Genomic DNA, 18,810 nt, shown 5'->3' with positions numbered 1-18,810 from the left:
GCTGCTTTATTTCACCACATTCAGCTGCTGGAGCACGAAGGCCTGCCATTCGGCGTTCTGACGATAGCGCTCGAAACGGCCGGACTTGCCGCCATGCCCGGCCTCCATGTTTACGCGGAACAGCAACGGATTATTGTCCGTCTTCTTGTCCCGCAGGCGAGCGACCCACTTGGCCGGCTCATAATATTGCACCTGGCTGTCCCACAATCCGGTGCCGACATACATCGATGGGTATGCCTTCGCCGCCACCTGATCATAAGGTGAGTAGCTGAGCATATAGTCGTAAAATTGCTTCTGGGCCGGGTTGCCCCATTCGTCATATTCAAACGTGGTGAGCGGGATCGAGGCGTCGAGCATCGTCGTCACCACGTCGACGAACGGCACTTGTGCGACGATCGCCTTGTAATCCTCGGGCGCCATGTTCGCGACGCCGCCCATCAGCAGCCCCCCGGCCGAACCGCCCATCGCGGCGACGCGGCCCTTGGCGGCGTATTTCTGCGCGACGAGGTAGCGCGTCACGTCGATGAAGTCGGTGAAGCTGTTCTTCTTGTTGAGCAGATGGCCGTCATCATACCATTGGCGGCCCATCTCCTGCCCGCCGCGAATATGCGCGATAGCATAGACCATGCCGCGATCGAGCAAGCCGATCCGCCCCGGATCGACCGCCGGATCGGTGGAGATCCCGTAGCTGCCATAGGCGTATTGAAACAAAGGCGCCGTGCCGTCGCGCTTTACGTCCTTGCGGTGCACCAGGCTGACCGGAATCTTCGTGCCGTCGCGCGCTGTGGCCCACACGCGTTCCGTAACATAGTTGGCGGGATCATAGCCCGGCACGGGCGCCACCTTCAGCACGCGCCGCTCGCCCGTTTTTGCGTTCACCTCATAGGTGGTCGTCGGCGTGACAAGCGAGCCGTAGGTATAGCGCACCCAGGGGGTATCCGGCTCCTCGTTAACGTCCAGCGCCATGCGATACGCGGGCTCATCGGCCTTGACCGGCAGCGACTTTCCCGCCGCATCGAGAACGCGGATCATCCGGTTGCCGCCTTCGCGCTGATCGATGGCGACAAAGTCCCTGAACGGCTTGAACCCCTCGATGAACACCGTGTCGTTCGCCGGCGTCAGGTCGCGCCAAGCGGCCGTGCCCTTGTCGAGATCGGCGTCAGCCACCGTCATCAGCGTGTAGTTCTTGGCGCGATGATTGGTGCGCACGATCCAGCGCCCATCCATGTGATCCGCTTGGTAGCGCAACTCGCGCTTGCGCGGCGCGAGGGTCTGAAATGTCGCCGGAGCGGTTGTGGGGGCGCAGCGTTGCTCATTACTGACCGTGGATTGCGCGAAGACGCACAAGAAGCGATCGTCACTGGTGCGCCCGATCCACATCGCGAAGGTGTCGTCCTTTTCCTCGTGAAGCAGGCGGTCCTGCGCTACGGGCGTGCCGATCGCGTGCGCCATCACCTTGTAGCCGCGCAGGGTGGTGGGCTCCTTCGCGACGTATAGGATGGTCTTGTTGTCACCGGCCCAGATCACGTTGGGCTCGGCATTGGTGATCGTGTCCGGCAGGATCTGGCCGGTGGCAAGGTCCTTCACCTTCAACGTATATTGCCGACGGCCGACCACGTCCTCGGCGTAGGCGACCAAGCGATTGTCCGGGCTGACCGCCCAATCGGACAGCGCAAAGAAGCTGTGGCCCTTGGCCATGGCCGGCTGATCGAACATCACTTCGGCCGGCGCGGTGCGGTCACCCTTGCGGCGTTCAATCACCGGATAGTCGGCGCCGGTGTTGAACCTGGTCTGATACCAATAGCCGTTCTTCCGATACGGAACGGAGCTGTCATCCTGTTTGATGTGGCTCACCGTCTCCTGGTACAAAGTCTCCTGCAGCGGCTTCAGTGCGGCGAGCTGCGCGTCGGCATAGGCGTTTTCTGCATTCAAATAGGCCAGCATTTCCGGATTCTTGCGGGTATCGTCGCGCAGCCAATAATATTCGTCGCTGCGGATGCCGCCGGGCGCGGTAACTTCGTGCGGCTTCTTTGCCGCGCGCGGCGGCGTTGGCGCCCCTTGGGCCAGAGCGCCGCTCGAAACGGCTATGGCCACGCTCGCCAGCAACATCTTCCGCATCGTCATTCCCGCTCGCCTCCTTGTTGTTGTGGCGAGTGATACGACAGGGCCCGCGCGACGCAAGCCGCGCCGTTACGATGACGCGGCGATGTGCGCGGCTAGCCGCGCTTGCGCGCCTGCCGGTACGTTCCCAGCACCCGTACCCACTTCGTCTGGAAGCCCAGCTCTTCCAGTGCGCGATCGACATTCTCGTCGCCTGGCTTGCCCTCGATGTCGCAATAAAAATCGGTCGCCGCAAACGTCCCGCCGCGCTGATAGCTTTCCAGCTTGGTCATGTTGACGCCATTGGTCGCGAAGCCCCCCAGCGCCTTGTAGAGCGCGGCCGGCACGTTCTTCACCTCGAAGATGAAAGTGGTCATCCACGGGCCGTCACCCGCAGGCGGCTTGCCGCCACGCGCGAGCACGACGAAGCGGGTCATGTTGTGATCCGCATCGGCGATGTCGGTGGCTAGCAGGTTGAGCCCGTAGATTTCTGCGGCCGCCGGCGGGGCGAGCGCCGCCACGTTTGCTTCCCGTCGCTCCGCGATCACGGCGGCCGCGCCGGCCGTATCGGGATAGGATATTGGAAGAATGTCATGCGCCTTTAGCCAGTGGCGGCACTGCCCCAGCGCCTGCGGGTGGCTCATCGCCTCGCGAACATCGTCGCGCGTGCCGACCCCCATAAGGGCGTGGCGGATCGGTAGAAAGTGCTCGCCGGTGATTACCAGCCCCGATTCGGGCAGCAGGAAATGAATGTCGGCGACCCGGCCATGCAGCGAATTCTCGATCGGAATCATCGCCCGGTCGGCCGCTCCGCGCTTCACTGCCTCAATCGCGTCGTCGAAGGAGAAGCACGGCAGCGGCAGCGCATCGGGGAACGCTTCCGTCACCGCGACATGGCTGTTTGCGCCCGGCGCACCCTGGAACGCAACCGTGCGTTCAGGCGCTTTGGAGGCGGCGGCGATCATGCTGGCAACGATCGGACGAGCAGGCGCGGCGAAATTTTCCATTGATCTGACCGCTAAGCGACGATCATCTTCCTCTCAAGCGCTTGCCGTCCGATGCCGGCTTTTCTATGGACGCACGACTTTGGAGGGGTAACCGCACGACATGGATGATCGGACCAACACGATTGCAGGCTGGGTGCTTGCTGCCTGCGGCGCCGCGCTGGGGCTGTCGATCGTCGGCGGCATGATCTTCCATTCTGGCGAGGTCGAGAAGTCGGGCTACCCGATCGAGGCTGCCGAGGAAGAGGGCGGCGGTGGCGCCGCCGAGGTGCCGATCGCAACCCTGCTGGCCAGCGCGGATGCAGCCAAGGGCGCGGACGTGTTCAAGAAGTGCGCTGCTTGCCACACGATCAATCAGGGCGGCGCCGCTGGTATTGGCCCGAACCTGTACGCAACCATGGGCAAGCCGGTCGCCGGCCACGCTGGCTTTGCGTATTCCGACGCGCTGAAAAAGGTCGGCGGCAACTGGGACTTCGAGAAGATGAACGCGTGGCTCACCAGCCCACGCAAGTTCGCGCCCGGCACCAAGATGACCTTTGCCGGCCTTTCGAACCCACAGGATCGCGCGAACATCATCGTTTACCTGAACCAGCAAGGCTCGAACCTGCCGCTTCCGGCGGCTCCGGCACCGGGTGCCGAGCCGGCGACCGATGGCGGCAATACGGTTCAGGGCGGCGGTGGCGGCGGTGCCGCACCCGACGCTGCAAACGCGGTGGATGCCGTCGAGAAGGACGTGCGTGGTCAGACCGGCGACATTGCCAATACGGCCACCCCGGCCAGCGGCGCGCCTTCGGTCGATCCGGCTGCGCAGAAGCAGACGGGCCGCTGATCGTCGCTGCTCTGCCCGTTCGTTGCTTCGGCACGGACGGGCGGATCGGCCCTGGTAAAGCCGGCAAACTCCCGACCAAGCTTCATGGCTCGGTCCGCGAAAGCGTGACGCTGCAGCCCTGAACGGTTACCCAGCCGTCGACCGCGCTCAGTTTAGAGCGAGGCAGGAGCTCTAGGCCGCGAACATTTTCCCGCCCCAACTCGTGCAGATTCTGATCGGTAATGTGCCAGCGATCGGTTGGACAGATTACCTTCCCCGGCGAACTCACCAGAATCGCTTGGCTTCGACCAGCGCGGCATGCGCGTCGCTAGCTTTGGTCAGCAAAGCTCTTCGCTTGTACGCGGGAAGAGCAGCCGGGTCGATTCCATGTCTCGCCAGCAACGGCGGCGCGGTCGCCAGGTCGTTCAGCGTCCCCAGATGCTCCTGAAGCGCAGCGAGCTTCTTGCTGAACACCTTGTATCGCTGCCGGGCCTTCTTGCCGGTGAACAAGGGCCCGAAAAAGTCGGTGGCATAGCGCAGCTTCTTGGTCAGGATGCGGACTTGGTGCCGTTCCTCATCGTCGAGCTCGGCAAGGTGCGATCCGCGCTTCTTCAGCCGTCGGCGCAGCTTGCCCAGCGTGGCCGACGCGAAGCGCTTGGCCGTCTGGTTGGTCGCGGCCGGATCCGCAGGCCGCACCCGCCAGTCGCCAGAGGCGATCCACGCCATCAGGTCAATCATCAGGTCGCGCGTCCGCTGCGCGTCCAACGTAGCAAGGGCGGCGGCATATGCCTCGGCATGGGCCGCGCGGACGCTTTCGTTGACGTGTGGTCCCAGGGTCTCGATCAGGACATCGAGGTCCCGTGCGGCACCAAGCGATCGCGCCAGGTGGCGCAACTCGGCAGCGAGATGCCGCGAGCGGTCGTCGGCGACCACGGGTTTGAAGATCGACAGCGCTGATCGGAGCCGTCGAAGCGCCACGCGGGCCTGATGCAGCGCATCCGGTTCCGGGTTGCTACGCAGGAGCTCTTCGTTGAGGCGGAACTGGCGGAGGCACGATGCGGCGATCGTTGCGAAGGCTTCCGCAACATCGCTCTCGGCGCCGATCGGCACGCGTTCCGCCTTCACCGGCGTGTAAAGGCGGCCCTCGGCCAGCCGGTATCCCCGCTCGGCCTTGGTCAGAACGCCGAGCCGCAACGGCAGCTCGCCGCCGAGCGTACGCGCAAGAGAAAACAAAGCCTCTGGTTCGCCGTGTTGCAGCTCGGCCTCGATTTCCGCGATCGGCGCCTCACACCCGCTCGCGCGGACCGTGCCCTCGTCCAGAACAACCTCCATGACGGCGTCGCCCGACTCGACCCGCCAGCTGCGGCGCCGCACCGCGACGGTGAACGCGGGGCGAAGGCGTGACAGCACCTCCGCGTTCACCATCTCCCGGATCGGCGACGAGTCGCCGAGGTCCGGGCTGGAACCCGCCACGTCCTGTTCCCACTCCGGGCGAGCGAATATGCCGACGCCCGGCGCACTAATGGTCTTGATTGTCTGGACGTGCCGATCGCCGGTCCGCCGCACCCGCAGCGAGATGCCGGCCACCCGGAGGTCCTGCTCGGGCGTGTCGAAGTAGGTGGTGAACTGTTCGCGATCGTTCAGGGCAAGCCCGGCAAGCACGCGCGACTGGCACAGCATCGCCCCGCCGCCTGGCTCGATCTCCAGCTTGATCTCGATTTCTGTGGGCCGTTCGCCGCTCGCCGCTGTGGTCATGGGCAAACAATCACTGGTGGCTGGCTTTGATCCATGTAGGCGAACGGTTCGTATCGGTGCCTGTTGCTCCTGCGCCAGGCGCGGGCAGTTCCAGCCAGTTGGTGGGCGCTAGACCATAGAGCATGTCAAAGAATTCCAGCTGGAGGCGCGCCGCAACGTGCCTGTTGCTGTTCCATAGCATCACGATCCCGCTACGATCGGCGGGGTCGAAGAGGATCAGCGATCCATAGCCGTCGACGGAGCCTCGGTGCCCCACAAGGGCATGGCCAGCATAATGGAAGGTGCGCCATCCCAGCCCGTAGGCGGCATCGGTCAACGCTCGGTCCATGGCGCCGCGTCGGCCGTGGGGCGGGGTGGGGACGCGCGGCTGATGCATGAGGGAAAGCGTTTCCGCGGGCAGCACGGTGGGCGCCGCGCCCATCTGCGCCAGCATCCATCGGGTCAGGTCGCGAACGGGTGAGTTCACGCCGCCGGCTGCGGGAACGCGGTAGTAATAATCGTTCACCATTGCCGGCTGGCGGCCCATGCGGTGCGGCTTGGCCCAGCGTGCAGCGGACTCCAGTCCAATGCGTCCGACGCTCGCGTTCTTCATGCCTAGCGGTGAGAACAGGCGATCACGCGCCGCCGTGGCATAATCCTGCCCGGTGGTCCGCTCGACGATCTCGGCAGCCGCATCATAGGCGATGTTCTGATAGGCGTAGCACGTGCCCGGCGGGCAGAATGGCGCCAGCGTGCCGAGTTCTGCGCGGATCACCTTCGGATCAGCGCCTGCCTCCAGGCGATCATCCCACGCGTTGCGAACAAGGCCCAGCCGATGCGACAGCAGATCGGCGACGGTGGCGTTCTTGGTATCTCCCGGCAGCGTCAGCGTGGTGCCCATGCCGGAGAGCGGCGCATCGAGGGACAGGCGTCCTTCATCCGCCAGCCTGGTGACGAGGGCCGAAGCCACGCCCTTAGACAGCGACGCCCAGCGAAACACCGTATCGGGGGTGACTGGCTCGCCGGATCCGGCCAGCGTCTCGCCATAGCCGCGGATGAAGCGGAGTCGCCCGCGCTCAACCGCCGCGACTGCCAGGCCCACCATATTGGGCTCCTGCATCACCAGGGCGATCCGCTGATCCAGGCGCCGGTAATCGACTCGGGATGGATCGGCCTCCGTACCAACCGGCAGGCGTAGCTTGGCCGTGATCTGGTCGGCGGCGGCGGTCGGTTGGCGTGATGTGGTGGCGAGGGTGGATCCGATGCCGATCAACAATGCCATTCCGGTGGCCGCAGCGATCTTGCGTCTGCCCTGCGGCTTTTTCCACGTTCCGTGCATCAATCTTCCTGAATCGGCGGGGCGGCGCATCAGGTAGGCCGCATTGATCGCCTTTCCACTCGAAAGGGGCCGCGTCGAGCCGGAAGTGACCTGTTTGCGGCCGTTTGTGCACCAATCGATAGCGTTGGAGAGCCGCCTAAATGCCTGATGTGGAATAAAAGCGGGATTAAGCCTTCCTCCGTCGGCGTTTTCTGCTAACGAGCGCCGGCATGGCAGGAGCTAAGATTCCCGACTTCGGCGAGCGCGCGTCCGCGTCCCGAGAGGCTAAGCAGCGCGCACTGGAAAAATTGCGCACCAAACCGGCGGTTGATCCCGAAGCCGCAGCGGCGCGCGCCGCTGCGCTGGAGGCGCGTGAGGCCGCGGCGGCCGAGCGCCGCGCCGCTCACCGTGCCGCGATCGAGAGCGAGAAGGCCGCCAGGGCGGAGGCACGCGCCCAGGTCGAGGCCGAAGCTGCCGCAGAGGCCGAGCGTCTTGCCGCCACGCGCCGCGCAGCGCCGATCAACGTCCCAACGCCGGCAGAATTGAAGGCGGCTCGCGACGCGCGCTACGCCGCACGCAAGGCCCGCCAGCGCGGGTGACCCCGCGCGAACTGGTCGGCATCGCGGAGGTACCCGGCGGGCCTCCGCTGCGCCTGTTTCGACGCGGCGCTGATTTCATGATCGTGCTAGACCGTAACGAGCTGATGAGCACGCGCATGAGCGGCTCGGAAGTGGCGCTCGGCACCATGACGTGCGAGCGGCTCGCCGGCCACCCCAATCCCCGGCTGCTGATCGGCGGCTACGGCATGGGTTTCACCTTGCGCGCGGTGCTGGAACGGCTTGGGCCGGATGCGCGGGTGGTGGTGGCCGAACTGGTGCCCGGTATCATCGAATGGGCGCGCGGGCCGATGGCGGCGGTGACCGACGGGTGCCTCGATGACCCCCGCGTGGTGCTGGACATAGGCGACGTGGCCGACTCGATCCGGCAGGCCAGCGCAGAGTTCGATGCCATCATGCTGGACGTCGACAATGGGCCCGATGGCCTGACCCGCCCCGCAAACGACGGCATCTACGCCGCACAGGGGCTGGCCGCGGCGATGCGCGCGCTGAAGCCGGGCGGAACGCTAGCGATCTGGTCCGCGGCGCCCGACCCAGTCTTTGCGCGGCGGCTGTCGAAATCGGGCTTCGCGGTGGACGAGGTTCGGGTGCGGGCCCGCGGCAATGGCAAGGGCGCGACCCATATCATCTGGTTTGCACGCCGCCCTTAAGCTTGGCCTGCGTTAACGCCTGAGGCAGCGCCTTGATCTGAATCGCGTCGATCCACGGGAACTCTCTGCCGCCCCCATGCTTGGACAAGGGTGAGGATGGAGAGGGCATGATAGTGGCAGTGATCAGCGATCCGGTGGTGTGCGATGGCCAGCGGCTGGCCTGAGCGGCTCTGGATCGTGCGGCACGGCGAAAGCGCCGGCAATGTCGCGCGGCAGGCGGCTTATAGCGCCGGCGAGGAGCGGATCGCGCTGACCGCCCGGGACGTGGACGTGCCGCTTTCACCGCGCGGCGAAGCGCAAGCGGCGGCGCTTGGCGCGTGGTTCGCCGCGCAGTCTACCGGTGAGCGCCCTGAGGTGCTGCTCGCTTCGCCCTATGTGCGGGCGCGTGAGACGGCGCGGATCTTCCGCGATGCCGGCGGCGGCGCGGGTGACGAGCCGATCTGCCTTGATGAGCGGCTGCGCGAGAAGGAGTTTGGCATTCTCGACGGCCTGACCACCCGTGGCATCGCCGCCATCCAACCGGACCAAGCCGAATTTCGTCGGCTGCTGGGCAAATTTTATCATCGCCCGCCCGGCGGCGAGAGCTGGTGCGACGTGATCCTGCGCTTGCGGGCGCTGCTGGATACCGTGGCACTCCACCACGCTGGACAGCGGGTGATGATCGTTGCGCACCAGGTGGTGGTGCTGTGCCTACGCTATGTGATCGAGAACATGACAGAGGATGAGATCATCGCCATCGATCGCACCGGCGAAGTCGCGAACTGCTCCGTCACCGAATATCGCTTCGATCCTTTCCTGGGGTCGTCGGGAAAGCTGGCGCTGGTGCGGTACAATGACGTCCGCGCCGTGGGATCAGGCACGGTGCCGGTGACCGCGGAGCCCGACGCAGGGGCGGTACGCCGATGATCGAGCTGGACGCATCCTGGCGCAGCGACCATCCGATTGAGGCGGTGGAAGCCGGCACGGACAAAGACGCGCGCGGGCGCCTGCTCGTCGCCGGTGGTTCGGTCAACGTGCCCGGTGCCATTGCATTGACGGGAGAAGCTGCTCTTCGTGTCGGCGCAGGAAAGATCCGTATGGCGACGGTACGGTCGGCAGCTTTGCTGCTCGGCGTGCGCTTTCCCGAGGCGCGAGTCCTGGCGCTGCCGGAAGATGCCGACGGGGAGATCGCTGATGGTTCACCCGAGCTTCTGCTGAAGGCACTTGGCGGCGTCGATGTTGCGGTGATCGGGCCCGGTATCACCGAACAGGAATCCGCGGCGAGCCTCGTGCGGCGAGTGGCCACAGCCGATGCGCAGATCCCGATCATCCTTGATGCGGCGGCGGTGGCGTGCCTCCATGGCATGGAGGATGCGCTGGAGCCGTTGCGCGGCCGATTGATCATGACACCGCATTCCGGAGAGATGGCAGCGCTGCTCGGCTGCGATGAGGAAGACGTGCGTCGCGACCAGCCACGTTACGCCGGAGACGCCGCGCGGCGGTTTGGGGCAGTCATCGTGCTCAAGGATGCGCAAACGGTGGTCGCCTCTCCTGATGGCGGCTTGGTCCATTACCGTGGTGGCGGGCCTGGCCTTGGCACCGGCGGGTCGGGCGATGTGCTGGTGGGCGCAATCGGCGGCCTTGTAGCGCGTGGCTTGCCACTCTCCGACGCGGCGTCCTGGGGCGTGTGGCTGCACGGGGAGGCCGGGCGGACGCTGGCGGCGCAAACCGCCCCGATCGGCTTCCTCGCTCGAGAACTGCTGCCGCTGCTTCCGGGGCTGCTTCCGCGCTAACCTCCGGTGCTTGGTCGAGCCCTGTTGCCTGGAATGATGCCGGGACGGTGCGGCAAATTGATACGCAACCGCCACTTGGCGGAGCAGCGCCGCTCTCCTCGTAGCCGACGCGGCTTGATCCGGTGCCCGCTCCTTCACCGCGGTTGCGCAGACAAAAGAACGGCGGGTCGCTTCGCGCCTAGAAGCGAGCGGGGCGCAAGCGGATCGGGATCGGCTCGGCGAGCGGCCGCCAGCCAAGCCGTGCGATCACCTCGTTGCTTTCCTTGGCCTCCCGGCCACGCGCACGATCGAGTGACCATGTGATGTGGAAGACACCGTCGTCGGCGCGAATGGTGGAGCCGCCGATGCGCACCACCAGCGCCTGCACGCCTTCGTGATCGTCTATCTCTCCGACAATCTCCCCGTGCTGGTCGAGGGGCAGCGGGGTGTTTGCATCCGTGCCGGACCGGAGCGTGACGTGATCGGCAACCACATCTGGGAACAACGGGGGAAAACGGGCGAGAAGGCCAGACCGGTCAGTGCGGTCGAGCTTCCAGCCGGTTACGATGCGCGGGGTGGGGCGGCTGTGCGTGGACGAAAGATGCGTGGTCATCGGTCATCCCCTTGCGGCTTCGGGAAGCCGCCTCCCACGGCTTCATTTCAGTTGTCGCAGAGCGTTCTGCAAACGGACGCCACCCGGTATCGATCCCGCCGCGATCGGTACCGGGAAGGGTCGCCCCCGCGGCGCTCCCCGAGGGTCGTCAGAGCAGGTCGCCGCCGCATGCCGAGGCGGTCGTGCCCTCGCGCTCAAACGCCTTGATGACGTTGCGGCCCACCGTCCAGCGGTGGACTTCGTCCGGGCCGTCGACCAGCCGCTGCGAGCGGATGTGGGTGTACCAGGCGGCGAGCGGGGTATCGAGGCTGAAGCCCAACGCGCCGTGTAGCTGGATGGCGGTGTCGACCACCTGATGAACCATGTTGGCCAGGAAGATCTTCGCGATCGAGTTCTCCTGCCGGATGTCGTCGCCGCGCTCCGCCTTGTAGGCGATGTGGAGCAGCATCAGCCGCGCCTTGTAGATTTCGGCTGCGCAATCCGCGAGCATCCACTGCACGCCCTGCCGCTCCTTCAGAAGCTTGCCGAACGTCTCGCGCTGGATGACGTGGGCAGTGGCGAGATCGAGCGCGCGTTGCGCCATCGAGACATTGTGCATGCCGTGGCGCAGGCGACCATAAGCGAGGCGATGCTGGCCCATGTTGAAGCCATTGCCTTCGCCGCCGAGCAGATCCTCCGCTGGCACGACGAGATCCTTGATCTCGACCTCCGAATGGCCGCCGCCGAGGATCTCGGTTAGCGGGCCATGCACCGCCATGGTCTCGATATCGCGGACGATGCGATAGCCAGGGTTGGGCAGTTCGACGATGAAGGTGGAATAGCGCTGATGGCGCGGGGCCTCGGGATCGGTCATCGCCATGACGAGCGCGATGTCCGCGACGCTGGCGGCGGACGAGAACCATTTCTCGCCGTTCAGCACGTAATTCTCGTTGCCGTCCTTTACCGCGCGGGTCTGCATGCCCGTCGCGTCGGCGCCAGCCGCCTTCTCGGTCATCGAATAGCAGATGCGCTTTTCGCCGTTGAGCAGCGGCTTCAGATACTTTTCCTTCTGATGATCGGTGCCGTGCGCCAGCAGCGTCATCATCGTCGCGTCATCGGGGCCTTGCGTGTTCATCGACAGCGCGCCGAGGTGGCTTTCGCCCAGCTCCATCTGAACGAGGGCGTTGGCGAGCGGGCCAAGGCCCATGCCGCCATATTCCTTGGGGATGAACGGGCACCACAGGCCCTGCACCCGTGCCTTGGCGCGCAGCTCATTGAGGACGGTCTTGTAATCCTCGCCATCCGTCAGCCGCTTTTCGGCGGGCTTGCATTCGTCCTGTACCCATTGGCGGACCTTGGCGCGGATCGCCTTGGCCTCGGCCGGAATCTCGAAATCGATCGACATGGTATCACTCTCCTGATGGATGCGCCCGGGCCTCTCGCCGGTGCTTATTCCTTCATCGCCGCAGCGGCCTTGTTGAGATCGGGCGCGTTGGGCGAGCGCATCGCGACATTGCCTTCCATGCCCGCCTTGAGCGCGGCGGCGGCGCCTTCGTGCGACATGATCTTCGACAGCACGGCCTGACCGGCGCGCTCGAAGGCGTCGCGGTGGTCGACGACATATTGGCGCGAGGTGCGATAGCCCTCGAGCAGGCCATGGATTTCCGGGATGACGTAGCGCGCGACGAGATCCCAGCTTTTCGCGGTATTCTCGCGGTTCGCCCAGTCGTGGACGAAGCCGAGCACGGTGCCGAAGCCGCCGGCCGAGGCGTGAAGCTTGCGGATCGCGGCGACGAGATCGTCGGGCGTGCCGATGACGGCGGCGGCACCATCGACGAAGGCGGTCAGGTCCACCGCTTCGTCGGGCGAGGCAAAGGGCTTGGCGCCCGGGCGCATCAGCGTGCCGACGGTATATTCATTGTGCCATTTCATGAGGCCGGCGCCGGCCTGGGCGCGTGCCTCCTCGCGCGTTTCGGCAATGTGCCAGCTCATCAGCACGCGCCAATTGTCGCGGCTGACCGTCTTGCCCGACTTGGCGGCGGTCTGTTCGGCGAAGCTCCATTGCGTCGGCAGCGCGGCGAGCCCGGCGTCCGAGTTGGAGCCGATCGAGAGCGCGCCGATGCCGTATTTGCCGGCGAGCGTCATGCCCGAGGGGCTGATCGAGGAGGCGACGACGAAGGGCATTTCCTCCTGCAGCGGGAACAGCTGCAGCCGCGCATCCTTCAGCGTGAACCAGTCGCTCTCATGCGTGACGCGCTCGCCCGCGAACAGGCGGCGGATAACGCCGATCGCCTCGTCCTGCCGATCGCGCTGAGTCATCGGATCGATGCCGAGCATGTACGCATCCGACGGCAGCGCGCCGGGGCCGGTGCCGAAGATCACGCGCCCCCGCGTCATGTGATCGAGCTGGACGATGCGCTGCGCGACGTTGAAGGGGTGGTGATAGGGCAGCGAGACGACACCAGTGCCCAGGCGAATGCGCTGGGTGTGCTCGCCGACGGCGGCCAGGAACATCTCGGGCGAGGCGATCACTTCCCAGCCGGTCGAGTGATGCTCGCCGACCCAGAATTCGTCATAGCCGAGCTCGTCGAGGTGCTTCGCGAGGCGGATGTCCTCGCGCATCTGGAGCATCGGATGCTCGCCGATCGGGTGGTGGGGGGCGAGGAATGCACCGAATTTCAATCGAGCCATGGTCAACCTTTCACGCGTCAAGCCCTGGACGCGCGACGGCTCGGCTCGGGCATTGTCCCGATGGCGCGAACGGATCGGCATCCTCTCCCCAGGGCGTCCCCGCGACGCCCCGCTCAAGCCACCACCTGCTTGGCGCAGGTTCTAATCGACTTGACTTAGTTGATCCGCGCCCAGGCAGGCTTTGTCAATACAAGGACGTGTCCTTGCCAGCTTGCGTCAGGGCGTGGCGGCGAGCGCTTCCTCGATCTCCTGGGTGCTGAGCCCCAGCACCGCGGAGAGGCTGGCGATCGAGGCGCCGCGGGCGGCCAGTTTGCGGATGCGATCGGCATTTACCACCATGGCGTACCCGGTCGTATCGCGTTGTTCGCGCACGATATCCTTGCGACCCGAGCCGCGCTTGCGCTGCGCTGCGGCGGTGTGGGGATCGCTTTGGGCCAGTTTGGCCTCTGCCTCAAGCCGTTCCTGCCGGATCCGTTCGCGCTCCGCCGCCTGCGCTTCGCGCGCCTTGGCGCGCGCTTCCAGCCGCTCTGCCATGTCGCCGCCGCGCGCGTTTGCACGATCTTCGCGGGCTTGCGCGCGGCGGGCGGCGCGCTCCTCGAGGCTGTCGTTCGTGCGCACCGGCACATTCGAGAGCGGCGGGCCGCCCCAACTTCTGTCTACCACCAACCACCATCAGCATATTGGCTGCCCCTATCGACAGCTTTTCCAAAGCGGCTGCCCGCTACATCGCACCACACCGATTTGCCAGCGCGATGCGGCCGGGGAACTGGACGCATCGGGCGGCGCTTGGATGAGGACTGGCTGATATTGGCCGCTTCCGTGAGTGCTCCGGCCAGCAAGGCCGGTCGCGTGCGGTGAAAGGACCAGAATGGCGGATGATGGACGTGGTCGGGCGGTGCCGAGCGGGAGACTGTCCCGCTTCGGTCGCTTTGGTCGACTCGCGGGCGGCGTGGCCGGCGGGGTTCTGGCCGAGGGCACCCGACGGCTGGCCGCGGGGGAGCGCCCGCGGATGGGCGATCTGCTGCTGACGCCGGCCAATGCCGCTCGGGTAGCCGACCAGCTGGCGCATCTGCGCGGCGCGGCGATGAAGCTGGGGCAGATGATCTCGATGGATGCCGGCGAGCTGCTGCCGCCGGAGCTGACCCAGATCCTCGCCCGGCTGCGCGACAATGCGCACCATATGCCGCCAGCGCAGCTGGAGCGGGTGCTGGCCACCGAATGGGGGAAGGACTGGCGGCGGCGCTTTCGCCACTTCCAGGCGCATCCGATCGCCGCCGCCTCGATCGGCCAGGTGCATCGCGCGGAGCTGCCCGACGGGCGAGCGCTGGCGATCAAGGTGCAATATCCCGGCGTCGCCGGCAGCATCGACGCGGATGTCGACAATGTCGCGACGCTGCTGCGTGTATCGGGCCTGCTGCCGCGCGAGATCGACATTGCGCCGCTGCTCGCAGAGGCCAAACAACAGCTGCACGACGAGGCCGATTACCGGCGCGAAGCGGCCATGCTGGAGCGCTATCGCACGTTGATCGGCGACGATCCGGCCTATGTGGTGCCCGGGTCAGTCCCCGAGCTGAGTACCGGGCAGGTGCTGGCGATGGACTTCGTAGCCGGGGCTCCGATCGAGACGCTGGAAGGTGAGCCGCAGGCGGTGCGCGATAAAGCCGCGGGGGCGCTGGTATCGCTGGTGCTGCGCGAGCTGTTCGACTGGGGCCTGATGCAGACCGATCCCAACTTCGCCAATTACCGCTGGCAGAATGAGACGGGGCGACTGGTGCTGCTCGACTTCGGCGCCGCACGGACGGTGGAGCCCGCCACCCAGACCGGCTATCACCGGCTGCTGATGACCGCGCTCGACGGCGATCGCGAGCAGGTGCGCGAAGCGGCGATCGCGGCCGGGTTCCTGGGAGAAGCCGCCGCCGCGCGCCACCGCGCGATCGTTGACCGGATGATCGATGTGATCGTGGCGGAGCTGCACCGGCCGGGCACGTTCGATTTCGGCGACCGCGGGTTCGTCTCGGTCGTGCGGGAGGAGGCGATCCCGATGGCGCGTGATCGGCAGACGTGGCACGTGCCGCCGGTCGACACGCTGTTTGTCCAGCGCAAGGTGAGCGGCACCGCCTTGCTGTGCGCCAATCTGAAGGCGCAGGTCGATCTGCGCGGCACGATCGAGGCGCACCGGCACGCGCCGCTCGGCGGCAAATCTTAGCGCCCACGGGGAACGGGCCCGCGCGACAATCGTCCTTTGCCTCGACAAGCAAAGGAACACCGTCATGGCGATCTTCAACAAGGACATGATCGAACTCGCGACCAAGAACACGCTCTGGCAAAAGGAGGTGTATCGCGATCGCAAGATCCAGATCGTGCTGATGAGCATCCCGGCTGGTGAGGAAATCGGCATGGAGACGCATCCTGCCGATCAGACGACCTTCATCGTCAACGGGGAAGCGCAGGTCGTGATCGATGGCCATTCCACCAAGGCCGGTGCGAACCACATGGTAGTGGTGCCCAAGGGATCGGAGCACAATATCGTCAACAAGGGCTCGGGCGAGCTGAAGCTCTTCTCCGTCTATGCGCCGCCTGCCGAGCCGGAGGGCGCGGCCTTCAAGACCAAGGAAGAAGCCGAGGAAGCCGAGAAGGGCCTGCTGTCCAAAGCCGCGGACAAGGTGAAGGAAGCGATCGGGAAATGAGCCGCGTCCGCCGCGTCGTCATCACTGGCGCATCGAGCGGGATCGGCGCGGCGACCGCGATTGCGTTTGCGCAGGACGGCGGCGCCGTTGTGCTGGCGGCGCGCGGCGAAGCCGGCCTCGCCGACATCGCCGCCAAATGCCGTGCGGCAGGCGGCACCGCGCACGTCCGGGTGGTGGATGCCACCGATGCCGGCGCGGTGGCCAACCTGGCCGCGGAAGCCGCGGACCTGCTCGGCGGTATCGACCTGTGGTTCAGCTGCGTCGGCGTGGGCGTGGTCGGCCGATATGAGGACGTGCCGATTGCCGACCACCGGCGCGTGATCGAAACGAACCTCATCAGCCACTTGAACGATGTGCATGCGGTGCTGCCGATCTTCCTGGCGCAGGATCGCGGCATCTGGGTGAACATGATCTCGGTCGGCGGCTTTGTGGCGACCCCCTATGCGGCAGCTTATGCGGCCAGCAAGTTCGGCCTGCGTGGCTTCAGCGAGGCGCTCCGCGGCGAATTGTCCAAGAAGCCGCACATCCATGTGTGCGACGTCTATCCCACGTTCGTCGATACGCCCGGCGTCGATCACGCCGGCAATTACACGGGCGCGCGATTGACGCTGCCGCCGGGGGCGCTGGCCCCTGAAACGGTGGCGAGGGCCGTGGTGCGGCTCGCCCGCCGGCCGCGCAATACAACGGCCGTTGGCGCACCGGCGATCGCGCTGAAGCTCAGCCAGTTCGTCATCCCCAATCTCTCGGCGGCGGTCATGAGCGGGTTCATGGACAATTGGTCCGACAAAGCGCCGCCGGGCGAGGATGGCGTTGGTGCGTTGTTCGACCCGCCCGCGACCGCAAGCGGAACCGATGGTGGACGGCGGAGCCCTGAGCAGCGGCGTGCAGCAGGCCTGGCGTTCGGCGCCACGGCGCTGATGGCGGCAGGTGCCGCAGCGCTACTGTGGCGCCGCGATCGCTGAGCGACCCGCCCGTCACGCCGGACGGCCGCTACATCGTGGTACGCGGCCGTTTGTGGCGTCGCGCCAATCCCCGGCTGGAGGACGCGACGCGCGAGCGCCTTGTGCAAGAACTCATGGCGGCGCGCCGGGCGGTCGGCGCGGCGCTTCGCGCGGCTGACCAAAGCGCGCTAGGCGCGGCCCGAGCGCGGGTGGGGGCGGCGAAAACGGCGCTCGGCGAGCGAGGACCGGTGTGGTGGGATGATGGCGCGCCCGACGAGAACCGGCACATGGCGCGCAACACCCGCTACGCCGACTGGTTCGCCGACCTGGAGGCCTCGAGCAAAACGTAGGCGATGATGTAGTTCAAAAACCAGCGGGACGGCTAGCGGCGCGGGCGGTTATAACCGCGTCTGAACCATACCGATCGCCCTTCTCCAAGATGCCTGACAATACATTCTTGCATATATGCGGGGATATCGGAGGCGGACGCTCGCGCCGACGCTTTCATTTCGTGTGAGCAGCGGCGAACGACGGCTTGCCCCACTGTGGCTGCATCGGAAATGCCGTCGTCCAATTTGATGCATTCTCTATGGAACACATCTGGTAAGGTCGCATCGGGTGTTGCTCCGGTGCGCCCAACGCAAGTGCAATCACCAGCGCGATCACTCCTGCTTCTCCACCGGCTTATGCTTCACCACTCTCGCCAAACGTTCCTTGAAGCGTTCGGGGTTGTCGTCCGTTCTAGCTCGCGAGCTGCTTCCTTGAACTTGTGGAGCTGGGTCGGGGTGGGCGTCCCCGGCATTTGCAAAATCCCAACCGTTCTGGTACCTACATGAAAGGCCGGGTGCCTTTCGGACACCCGGCTCGCAAGAGTGATAATAGTCGCGATTGCACCCCAACGGGGCTGCGAGGTTGGCAGGTGTAACAGACCTGTTTCCCCCGGAGTTCCTCGCTAGTTAGTGATGCACGGTGGAGGCTTCATTGTCCTCACCCCCTTCCTGGCTAGAGGAAAACAGCGGAGCGGAGCCTTCTCCGTTCGCACCAGAGTCAGGCTCCGCTCCGTTTCCCGAATGTTTGAGAGTCCACCCCATGCGGCCGTGGCCCTTAAAGACTAACGGATGGCGTGAGAGCAGTGACGAGAGGTTGTTTGCGCCACCACTTAAGTTGATGCCGTTTTCCTCCACCATCTCGTAAAGATCGCGGGTTCGAACCGGCTGCGTCTGTCCGATCAGGGCCTTCTTGCACAGTTCGAATGCCTTAGCTCGATCCGGGGAGAGGTTCGGCGTCACTTCGCGCCGCTTCATCACAATTTGCGGCACACCGGAGGCAAACAGGTTTCCCTCGGAAGCCACCATGTAGGCGTCTCGCGCTACCCGTAACTGCGTGAGCAAGGCAAAGCGCGGATTTCCCAGCAGCTCCGCCTCAAGCTCTTCGATAGCAAGGTCAAGCGCACCAAGCGCATCTTGTGCCATGATTAATCTCCGTTCGCACCTATCCACTACGCTCCCACCAGCCAGAACGCAACGCCTAAATCGCACCGTGGTGGAAATGTGTGGGAAGAGTGATTGAACGTGAGTGATTTGCCCCACGATCCCGGTTCACCAATGACTCACCGGTGTTTGGTACGCCAGCGCTGGATCTTGGGCTTCTCCTGCTCTTTCGCCTTCTTAGGCGTGGACGTGAGGCCTCTGATACGTGATGCACTCCCGACGATGCCCGCGAGCGCTTCTTGGCCGCGGTGGCGATCGTTGAAGCCGTTGGCGGTGCGGTGGTTGTAGCGGAATTGGAATTCGGCAAGGTGGCGGTGCAGATGCTGCTCGTCGCAGTGCTGATACACACTCTTCACGCCGCGCTTGAGGGCGATCCGATCGGAGCGGACCCGCCGCTCGCCCGTTTCATGCGCTTCAGAAGGATGAG

The 18,810-nt window shown here is 65.5% G+C and carries 19 protein-coding genes; 9 read left to right on the top strand and 10 right to left on the bottom strand.

What is annotated here, in order from left to right:
• Nucleotides 1-6: 6 nt before the first annotated feature.
• Nucleotides 7-2,124 carry a S9 family peptidase gene (locus SPMU_RS09915; protein ID WP_245833034.1) on the bottom strand — a complete coding sequence of 706 codons (2,118 nt, stop codon included), beginning with the start codon at nt 2,122-2,124 and terminating at the stop codon, nt 7-9.
• A gap of 92 nt (nt 2,125-2,216) precedes the next feature.
• The gene (locus tag SPMU_RS09910) at nt 2,217-3,107 is read right to left on the bottom strand and encodes a prephenate dehydratase (protein ID WP_088333745.1); all 891 of its coding nucleotides are present in this window, start codon (nt 3,105-3,107) and stop codon (nt 2,217-2,219) included.
• A 100-nt stretch (nt 3,108-3,207) separates the two neighbouring features.
• Between SPMU_RS09910 and SPMU_RS09905 the strand changes: the two genes are divergently transcribed.
• Entirely contained in the window at nt 3,208-3,933 is a 726-nt protein-coding gene (locus tag SPMU_RS09905; protein ID WP_088333744.1) for a c-type cytochrome, read from the top strand.
• Between the two features lie 264 nt (nt 3,934-4,197).
• Here SPMU_RS09905 and SPMU_RS09900 read toward each other — a convergent pair whose 3' ends face one another.
• Both SPMU_RS09900 and SPMU_RS09895 read right to left on the bottom strand, forming a co-directional pair.
• Nucleotides 4,198-5,667: a CYTH and CHAD domain-containing protein gene (locus SPMU_RS09900; RefSeq protein ID WP_088333743.1), complete on the bottom strand. Its 1,470-nt coding sequence runs from the start codon at nt 5,665-5,667 to the stop codon at nt 4,198-4,200.
• Between the two features lie 10 nt (nt 5,668-5,677).
• Complete coding sequence (locus tag SPMU_RS09895; RefSeq protein WP_169715681.1) at nt 5,678-6,985, bottom strand: serine hydrolase domain-containing protein; 1,308 nt, start codon at nt 6,983-6,985, stop codon at nt 5,678-5,680.
• Nucleotides 6,986-7,194: 209 nt separating this feature from the next.
• Between SPMU_RS09895 and SPMU_RS09890 the strand changes: the two genes are divergently transcribed.
• The 4 genes from SPMU_RS09890 to SPMU_RS09875 all read left to right on the top strand — a co-directional run bounded on the left by SPMU_RS09890 (nt 7,195) and on the right by SPMU_RS09875 (nt 10,003).
• Nucleotides 7,195-7,563, top strand: a complete 369-nt coding sequence (locus SPMU_RS09890) for a DUF6481 family protein (RefSeq protein ID WP_088333741.1) — start codon at nt 7,195-7,197, stop codon at nt 7,561-7,563.
• Complete coding sequence (locus SPMU_RS09885; protein ID WP_088333740.1) at nt 7,560-8,231, top strand: spermidine synthase; 672 nt, start codon at nt 7,560-7,562, stop codon at nt 8,229-8,231. The genes SPMU_RS09890 and SPMU_RS09885 overlap by 4 nt, the downstream gene beginning before the upstream one ends.
• 144 nt (nt 8,232-8,375) lie before the next feature.
• Nucleotides 8,376-9,137: a histidine phosphatase family protein gene (locus SPMU_RS09880; RefSeq protein ID WP_088333739.1), complete on the top strand. Its 762-nt coding sequence runs from the start codon at nt 8,376-8,378 to the stop codon at nt 9,135-9,137.
• Nucleotides 9,134-10,003 (top strand): NAD(P)H-hydrate dehydratase, encoded by an 870-nt coding sequence (locus SPMU_RS09875; RefSeq protein ID WP_088333738.1) that lies wholly within the window; start codon nt 9,134-9,136, stop codon nt 10,001-10,003. Before SPMU_RS09880 ends, SPMU_RS09875 begins: the two co-directional genes overlap by 4 nt.
• Before the next feature lie 178 nt (nt 10,004-10,181).
• Here the strand turns inward: SPMU_RS09875 and SPMU_RS09870 are convergent, their stop codons facing one another.
• From SPMU_RS09870 to SPMU_RS09855, 4 genes are all read right to left on the bottom strand, one after another.
• The gene (locus SPMU_RS09870) at nt 10,182-10,595 is read right to left on the bottom strand and encodes a hypothetical protein (protein WP_088333737.1); all 414 of its coding nucleotides are present in this window, start codon (nt 10,593-10,595) and stop codon (nt 10,182-10,184) included.
• A 148-nt stretch (nt 10,596-10,743) separates the two neighbouring features.
• Complete coding sequence (locus SPMU_RS09865; protein WP_088333736.1) at nt 10,744-11,979, bottom strand: acyl-CoA dehydrogenase family protein; 1,236 nt, start codon at nt 11,977-11,979, stop codon at nt 10,744-10,746.
• 44 nt (nt 11,980-12,023) lie between these two features.
• Nucleotides 12,024-13,265 carry an LLM class flavin-dependent oxidoreductase gene (locus tag SPMU_RS09860; RefSeq protein WP_088334079.1) on the bottom strand — a complete coding sequence of 414 codons (1,242 nt, stop codon included), beginning with the start codon at nt 13,263-13,265 and terminating at the stop codon, nt 12,024-12,026.
• Between the two features lie 216 nt (nt 13,266-13,481).
• Complete coding sequence (locus SPMU_RS09855) at nt 13,482-13,928, bottom strand: hypothetical protein (protein WP_088334078.1); 447 nt, start codon at nt 13,926-13,928, stop codon at nt 13,482-13,484.
• A 205-nt stretch (nt 13,929-14,133) separates the two neighbouring features.
• Between SPMU_RS09855 and SPMU_RS09850 the strand changes: the two genes are divergently transcribed.
• The 4 genes from SPMU_RS09850 to SPMU_RS09835 all read left to right on the top strand — a co-directional run bounded on the left by SPMU_RS09850 (nt 14,134) and on the right by SPMU_RS09835 (nt 17,243).
• Nucleotides 14,134-15,471, top strand: a complete 1,338-nt coding sequence (locus tag SPMU_RS09850; RefSeq protein ID WP_088333735.1) for an ABC1 kinase family protein — start codon at nt 14,134-14,136, stop codon at nt 15,469-15,471.
• A 64-nt stretch (nt 15,472-15,535) separates the two neighbouring features.
• Entirely contained in the window at nt 15,536-15,952 is a 417-nt protein-coding gene (locus SPMU_RS09845) for a cupin domain-containing protein (RefSeq protein ID WP_088333734.1), read from the top strand.
• Nucleotides 15,949-16,914, top strand: a complete 966-nt coding sequence (locus SPMU_RS09840; protein ID WP_088333733.1) for an SDR family oxidoreductase — start codon at nt 15,949-15,951, stop codon at nt 16,912-16,914. Before SPMU_RS09845 ends, SPMU_RS09840 begins: the two co-directional genes overlap by 4 nt.
• On the top strand, nt 16,896-17,243 hold the full coding sequence (locus SPMU_RS09835; protein ID WP_245833032.1) for a hypothetical protein: 348 nt from the start codon (nt 16,896-16,898) through the stop codon (nt 17,241-17,243). The genes SPMU_RS09840 and SPMU_RS09835 overlap by 19 nt, the downstream gene beginning before the upstream one ends.
• Before the next feature lie 606 nt (nt 17,244-17,849).
• Here SPMU_RS09835 and SPMU_RS09830 read toward each other — a convergent pair.
• Nucleotides 17,850-18,365, bottom strand: a complete 516-nt coding sequence (locus tag SPMU_RS09830; protein ID WP_088333732.1) for a hypothetical protein — start codon at nt 18,363-18,365, stop codon at nt 17,850-17,852.
• Nucleotides 18,366-18,502: 137 nt separating this feature from the next.
• Complete coding sequence (locus SPMU_RS17225) at nt 18,503-18,739, bottom strand: hypothetical protein (RefSeq protein ID WP_088333731.1); 237 nt, start codon at nt 18,737-18,739, stop codon at nt 18,503-18,505.
• Nucleotides 18,740-18,810: the final 71 nt, after the last annotated feature.

The sequence above is a fragment of the Sphingomonas mucosissima genome (assembly GCF_002197665.1).
Lineage (GTDB): Bacteria > Pseudomonadota > Alphaproteobacteria > Sphingomonadales > Sphingomonadaceae > Sphingomonas > Sphingomonas mucosissima.
The sequence above is the reverse complement of the archived record's forward strand: the minus strand, read 5'-3'. Positions and strand labels throughout refer to the sequence as shown.